Source organism: Janthinobacterium sp. BHSEK (assembly GCF_056174685.1).
The window spans coordinates 412,894-419,783 of sequence record NZ_JBWBYV010000012.1; the positions used below are offsets into that span (position 1 = coordinate 412,894).

Annotated in this window: 4 protein-coding genes and 1 pseudogene; 1 reads left to right on the forward strand and 4 read right to left on the reverse strand. The window is 66.1% G+C overall.

Going from position 1 to position 6,890, the window contains the following annotated elements; all coding sequences use genetic code 11:
• Positions 1-19: 19 nt before the first annotated feature.
• From AC0V2Y_RS06475 to tssF, 4 genes and pseudogenes are all read right to left on the reverse strand, one after another.
• Positions 20-781, reverse strand: a complete 762-nt coding sequence (locus AC0V2Y_RS06475; RefSeq protein WP_475415641.1) for a DUF2345 domain-containing protein — start codon at positions 779-781, stop codon at positions 20-22.
• 15 nt (positions 782-796) lie between these two features.
• Positions 797-2,744: pseudogene (locus tag AC0V2Y_RS06480) on the reverse strand (type VI secretion system Vgr family protein); the annotation flags it as partial.
• A 24-nt stretch (positions 2,745-2,768) separates the two neighbouring features.
• Complete coding sequence (gene tssG, locus AC0V2Y_RS06485) at positions 2,769-3,797, reverse strand: type VI secretion system baseplate subunit TssG (RefSeq protein ID WP_475415627.1); 1,029 nt, start codon at positions 3,795-3,797, stop codon at positions 2,769-2,771.
• Positions 3,758-5,590 carry a type VI secretion system baseplate subunit TssF gene (gene tssF, locus AC0V2Y_RS06490; protein ID WP_475415628.1) on the reverse strand — a complete coding sequence of 611 codons (1,833 nt, stop codon included), beginning with the start codon at positions 5,588-5,590 and terminating at the stop codon, positions 3,758-3,760. Before tssF ends, tssG begins: the two co-directional genes overlap by 40 nt.
• Before the next feature lie 291 nt (positions 5,591-5,881).
• Here tssF and AC0V2Y_RS06495 point away from each other — a divergent pair.
• The coding region (locus AC0V2Y_RS06495) for a serine/threonine-protein kinase (protein ID WP_475418110.1) at positions 5,882-6,890 on the forward strand (1,009 nt) is incomplete at its 3' end.

The window sequence follows — 6,890 nt, forward strand, 5'->3', positions numbered from 1 at the left end:
GCTCTCCAGTGACGGGGGTTCAGGAACGGCGGCGGAAGAAAAATCCCTTCAGCCGCTGCAGGTGGTCGGTCGCCACCTTCGGCCCGCGCCCGTCGGCACCGCTGACGCCCGTCACGGGACCGTCGCCTTCGCGCTCGATATGCACTTCCACGCCTTCGACGGGCAAGCCGTCGGTGGGACGCAGCAAGCGCGGCACGCGGCCCAGCTCGCCTTCGCCGAAGGTGGGCAGTTCCGCCTTCATGCTGCCCGGGCCGTTCCAGTGGTGGCCATCGGTCTTCACCGTCAGCGCGCCGGGACCGCCCAGTTCCACCGCGCCGCCGGACAGTTTCAGGTAGGCGCCGCCCGCCGTCATGAAGGTGATTTCGTCCTGCGCCATGCCGACCAGGCGCGTGCCTGCCGTCAGGCGGATGTCCTTGGCGGCGTCCGCCTGCAATAAATCGTGCTGGCTTTGCAGCAAAAACTTGCCGAAATGGGCCACCTGCACGATGCCGTCCTGGTGCGCGAACAGGGAAATGCCCTTGCCCCCGTTGACGTTGCAGCGCTGGGCCGCGCTCAGTTGCAGATGCTGCTGGGCCACCAGGTCGATATTCGCGCCCGCGTTGCCGGCAATGGTCCGGGGCGTGCTCAGCGCCACACCCTCGGGCGCCGTGATGCTGACGGCGGGCTGGTCGGCGGCAATCGCCGCTCCCAGCGCCTTGCTGCCGGCCGCGTCCAGCGCCAGCGCCTGGTGCTGGGCGGCAAAATCGCCCAGGGAGGTCAACAATTCCAGGCACTCTTTCATCAGGGCGGCATGCTCGCTGCCGTCGAGCTGCTTGCCGCTGGCGCCCAGCTGTTTCCAGGCCGAAATCAACAGCGAACGGGCCGTGCGCACGCTGCCGCCCTGCGCCGTCGCTGCGCGGCTCCGTCAGGTAGCCGAGGTTCAATTGCGTGGCCGCCTGGTCGCTGGCCAGCTGCGCGCTGATCTGCGATGGCGTGTCGTCAAAGCACAGCTGGTTGCCGCGCCCGCCCCGCACTTCGCGGCTGCGCATGCCGGACAGATAACGGTTGCCCGGCAAGGCGCCGCGGCTGCTCAGGCCCGGTGGCGCGCCCACGGCGTTGTACAGCTGGCCGACGATGATGGGCCGGTCCGGGTCGCCGCCGAGAAAGTCGATCAGCACTTCCGCGCCGATGCGCGGCAAGCTCAAGGTGCCGCATTGTTTGCCGCTGCCCGGGCCATTGCCGGTCCAGCTCGATGCCACGCGCACCCAGGCCGAATCGCGCTCCGTATCGGACGCGCCGGAGCCGTTGGCATGCGCGTGGTCCGGGGCGCGCGTGGCGCCAAAACGCACCTTGACGCGCCCCAGCGCATCGCAATGCACCTCTTCGCCGGCGGGCCCGACGACCAGCGCGCTTTGCAGGCGGACGACGGGGAAATCGCTGCGCGGGTCAAAAGCGGGCACGATGGCGATGCCGCGCCGCACGCAAGTAAAACGGTTGCGGTAGCGCAAGGCCGGCTGGCCATCGGCGCCTGCTCCTTGTGCCGGGCCTGCATCGCACTGCCAGCCGCTCTGCGCAAACAGGCGCCCGACCCTGGCATCCAGACCTGTCGGCAAGTTATTGCTGGCAGCCACGCTCAAGGCCGTGATGACGAAACAGCGCTCGGCCGCCGGGTGGCTGTCGATATCGGCATGCCCTTCCAGGCTGAACCATTGGCCCGCGCAAAAGTCGCGCACGCAGCCTTCTCCCTGGAAACACTTGCTGTCCATATCGTGACGCGCCATCGCCAGCTGGCCCAGTTGCCGCAATTCGTCATTGCTGCCGGCGGCCAGCGGCGGCTCCACGATATAGTCGTCGAGGCTGGCCGCCAGGCGATTGCCATTCCCGCCCTGATCCACGGCCCCCTGGGACTGCGTGGCCATGAACTGCGGACTGTGCGGGTGGCCATCGTCCCAGCTGTAACGTTCGGATTTTCCTGCTTGCAAGCGACGCACGGCACTCCAGGCGGTCACGGCATCCCTTTCCTCGGTGGCGTCATCGCGGTGATAGCGCACCGTGCCAGCCGCATTTTCCGCCAGGCGGCTGGCGTCGTCGAACAGCAGCAGGGCATGCACGGGCGTGGTGGCGTTCGGACCGGACGGCGCTCCCGCCTGGAAGCACCAGGCGATGCCGCGGCGCCTGAGCAGGCGGCGGATAAAGGCGGCATCGGATTCATTGTGCTGCATCGTGAATTCGCGCACGGGCAGGCTGCGCGCCGCCAGCGCCGCATCGATGGACAGATCCAGGCTGGCGGCGAGCACGCTATTGCCCTGCCGCCATTCTTCAAACAGCAGCTGGACGATCTGCAATTCATGCTTGTTGCGAAACACGCGCGTGTTGACGCGCTTTTCCATCAGGGCCAGGCCGTCGCGCAGTACCAGCTGATAGGTGGCCAGCCCGCCGTCGCTTTGCCCCGCGCACGCTTCGGCGACGATGCCGCAGACCCTGCGCAGCTGCCCCTGGTCCGTCACGATCTGCAATTCGGCCGGTACGGCGATGAACTGTTTCAGCGGCAAGCGCGCTTCGGTGGCGACGCACAGGATGCGGTACTCGATCCCGCCGCAGATGGCCTCGCTGCCGCTGACGCGCTGCGGCAGCAAGACATCCTCATTGCTGCCGTCCGGGTAGGCGAGGCGCAGCCGCAGGGCCCGGTTGCCGGCGGTCAAGGCCTTGTCCACGGCCATCCATTGCGCGAAGTCTTCCATGGTTTTCTTCCTTCCAGCAGTCATCGGGGCACAATATGTATGGCGGTCTCAGGCGGAACCATCGAAGCGTATGTCGTAATGCATGTCGTCACGGTCACGGGCCGGCAGCTTGCCGGCCAAAAAAGCATCCTGCGCCAGGCAGGTGCCCGTGCCCAGCACGCAGGTGCGCACGTCTTCCCGCCGCAGCACCAGGCGTATTTCAAAGCTCATGCCGGGCAAGCCGAACAGCGCCAGCATCTGGCGCAGGGCCAGCGCGCCCGGCCGGCCGGGCAAGAAATCCTCGTAGACACGGCGCTCCAACGGTCCCAGCACCAGGCGCACGCGCAAGTCGGCGCGCCGGCAGCGCTCGCCCAGCATGGCGCCGTGCCCCAGCCGGGCGTGCGCGGTGGCCAGCAGGGTGCGCTCCTGCGGCGCGCGCCGGAACCAGGCACCCACAAAACGCTGCATGCGCACGGGCACGCCGAAATACTCGGCCAGCACCGCCTGCATCACGTCGGCCGCCACGGGCCGATGCCGCAGCAAGGCCGCGTAATGGGCCAGCACATGCGCAGGCAAGCCATCCTCCTGCCGTGCCACCTCGGCAGGCCAGGCACCGGCCAGGGCCAGTTGCAGGGGCAGGAAATCGCCGCCGTCGGCGTCCATCTGGCATTCGATGCGGTAACGTGCCCAGGCCTGGTAAAACAGGGCCAGCGCGCGCTGCGACAGCGTATCGAGCCAGTCACGGGGACCGCCATCGCCCGTTTGCCGTTCGTGGCGCGCGAGCGTTTCCGTGTAATGCAGCGGCAAGCTGCCATGCACGCCCAGAAAACCCAGCATTGCCGCTCGCACATGCACCTGCGCATGACCATCTGCTTCCGGCTCCAGCCACAGCTGTTCGATTTCTCCCGGCGCAAACGACAGCGATGCGCTGCCATGCAGGCGCAGGCAATCATCAAACACCTGCTCCTGCGAGATGCCCTGCTGCATCAGCCAGGCAGACAGCAGCCGCACCGCCTGAAAGAAAGCGGTGCCGGACGGGTCGGCCAGCAGGCGCGCGACTACACCAGCGCCTGGTTTCCATTGCGGGGCAGGCAGCACAGCAACTCCTTTCCAGTCTTCTGCGACAAGACGATCAGGCGGGTAAACGAGCCCAGGTGCACATACAGCCCGAGAAAGCGTTCGATCACCTGGGCAAATGCATGCAAGCCGCTGCCGACAAAGGCTTCCTCATCGACGGATAGCAGGACGTCGATGCCGAACACCAGACTGCCGCCCGCCTCATCCTGCAGCCAGGTACTGGCGGCGCGCTGGCGCAGTCCCGTCATGCCCGCGATCTGGCGCGCGGCGCTGGCCGAACCGGACAAGTTGTACAGCTCGAGTATTTGCTTGAAGAGTGGCAAACCCTGCTCGCTCAGCGACTGATGATTCAGCGACAGTTGCGCGATCAGCCGCCAGTGCGACGCCACTCCCGCAGGGAAGCGGCAGGCAGCGCTGGGCTTGCGCAGCAGGCGCACCGGCAAGGCGCTGGCCACGCCGTCATGGCGCAAATCGCCCTCGGCATTGCCGAACACCAGGCGGCTCGGCAAATCGCGGTTGCTGCAGGTGAGCATGATGGACACCGTTTGCGTGGCGTCGTGCAGCGGCTGCATGGCGCCGTCGACAAAGGCGATGCGCATGTCATAGCCGGGATTGCTCAGCGCCATGTCTTCGTCGCGCCGCGTCACCCAGTAGCGCCCCTGGCGGCCGCCCGCCTCGCCGTGGCGCATCGAATAAAATGGGTAAAACGTGTCCAGCGCGGCGCCCTGCGCCGTTTCACCGAGCACCTGCACACTGTCGACGCTGTGGATATCGTAGCAATGCGCCTGTCTGACCGATGGCAGCAGCACATGGTCGGCGCTCGCGTGCGTCAAACGGATGGGATTGGCCGCCTGGCGGAACAGGTTGACGACGGGCGTGCATCCCGTCAGCAGATGCCTTGCCGACAGGGGCCGCAGGATGCGCGCGATATCCGCATCGGCCGGCACATCGGCCAGCAGCAGATGCACGGTGCAACGCCGGCACGCCGGAGGCAACAGCGGGCGCAGCGCGGCCATGTCCAGGTCGACGAAATTGAATTTATCCGGAAAGGCAAACCATTCGCCCAGCAGGCGGTAGGCGGGATGCGAGGCGGCTCGGGCCGGTATCAAGGCGTCTGCGGCGGCAAAACCGACCGGGTGCAGAGGCACCGCGTCCAGCGCATGCCAGGCGCCATCGACTTCCACACAGGCGCGGCGCGTGCGCAGGAACAGGCTGTCGCGCAAGGTGGCGCAAAACGCAGGCTCGCCGTCGAGGAACAGGCGCAGCATCGACAGCGGCAGCCCGTCCAGCATGGCTGTGGCCCCCGTCGCTTCGAGCGTGATGCTGATCGCCGCCCCCAAATCCGGCGTCAGGCGCAATGCGGGCGGCGCCGCCACGATGGATTGAAAGCGCACGTCGGACAGGCGCAGCGGCGCCACGGCGACATCGTAGACAGTGGTGAACTTGCAGGTGACGCCCTGATGCTCGGCAGCATGCATGACCGTGCCGCGCGGAATCATGGCCGGCTCGGTCAACGTCGCAAGGTCGTTATCGATGCGCGCAATGGCGCAGGCAGGAAACGGGCGCAAATAATGGGGAAAGTTCACTTCCAACAAGGTTTCGCTGAAGGTGCCGAAACCATCGGCCAGCCGTTTGGCCGTACGTGCGTTGAACATGGCAAACGCCTGCAGCATGCGCGCCAGGTGCGGGTCGCCCATGTCGCCGCCCTGGATGCCCAGCGCCCCCGCGATGGCCGGATAGCGCCGGGCAAACGCCTGGTTGTGCGCATGCAAGGTGCCCAGTTCGCGCTCGTAAAATTGCAACAACTCATCCATGCCCGCTCCCAACGCCTGACCCGCACATGTAGGTACAGCCCCATCAGCATTATTGAGGAAGCGGGGAAAGGGAAAATTGAGTTTGAACAAGATTGCAAGCATGAATCGGCAAGCAATGCCTCGCCCACGGCAGCGGCTTTTATTCACTCCTTGTCAATACTAATTGACTTATTCGAAACAATCGTCTTAAATCAGGAAGTTACTCAAAATCAATCATTTTGCGCACACAGCCATCGCAGTTCCCTCTCCGATGCCTGCTGCGCACCTTGATGCACTCCGAAGCCAAGGTATATGGAACTGCTCGACTCCCTGCGTCAGACCCCGTCGCAAGACGACACGATCAGCGGGCACTACGAAGTGCGCCGCTTGCTGGGCGAGGGCGGTTTCGGCCATGTCTTCGAAGCCTGGGATGCCAAGCTGTGCCGCAGCGTGGCGCTGAAACGCCTGAAACCGCAAGCCGACGTGCTGCATCCCGAAAAACTCATCAATGAAGCGCGCCTGGCCGCCTCGCTCAAGCATGCGGCCTTCGTGCGCATCTTCGCCATCGAGGGCCAGGGCACGGGCCAGTCCATCGTCATGGAACTGGTCGAAGGCCAGACCCTGGGCCAGTTCATGCACAACGGCAAGGCTGACCTGCGGTCGGCGCTCGACATCGCCTACCAGATCGCCGACGCGATGGACGAGGCGCACGCCATGGACTTGGTCCACGGCGACCTGAAACCGTCAAACCTGATGCTGGAAGCAAACGGCAAGGTGCGCATCCTCGACTTCGGCCTGGCCCGCCACATCGACCCGCAAGCGACGCAAACGACCACCCTGTGCGACTTGCAGGGCACCATCGCCTACATGGCGCCCGAGCGCCTGATGGGCCGCCTGCCCGACACGCGCGGCGACGTGTATGCCTTGGGCGCCATGCTGTACGAAATGCTGGCCGGCCAGCGCCACTTCGCCCACCTGAACGGCCTGGCCCTGGCCGCCGCCCACATGCAGGCGACGCAGCCGTGGCCCGACCTGCCGGATACGGTGCCGCCCGCCATCAACGCCGTCGTGCGCGCGATGACGGCGCACGACCCGGCCGAACGACCGCGCACCATGCGCGACGTGCGCGACGTCATACTGGCGTGGCAAAGCGGACCGGTAACACAGGCAGCCCCGGTAGCCGATGCGCCAACGGTCAAACCACCGGCCTCGATTGCCATCCGCCTACAACTGCCGCTCAAGCGCAGCCTGCTGGCGGCTGGCGCCATCCTCGTATTGGGCCTTACTGCATGGCAAGGCCCCGAGCTGATGATGTCCTGGC

Coding starts and splice junctions, on each gene's coding strand:
- tssF (WP_475415628.1), bottom strand. CDS start 5,590: ATGGATGAGTTGTTGCAATTTTACGAGCGCGAACTGGGCACCTTGCAT.
- AC0V2Y_RS06475 (WP_475415641.1), bottom strand. CDS start 781: ATGAAAGAGTGCCTGGAATTGTTGACCTCCCTGGGCGATTTTGCCGCC.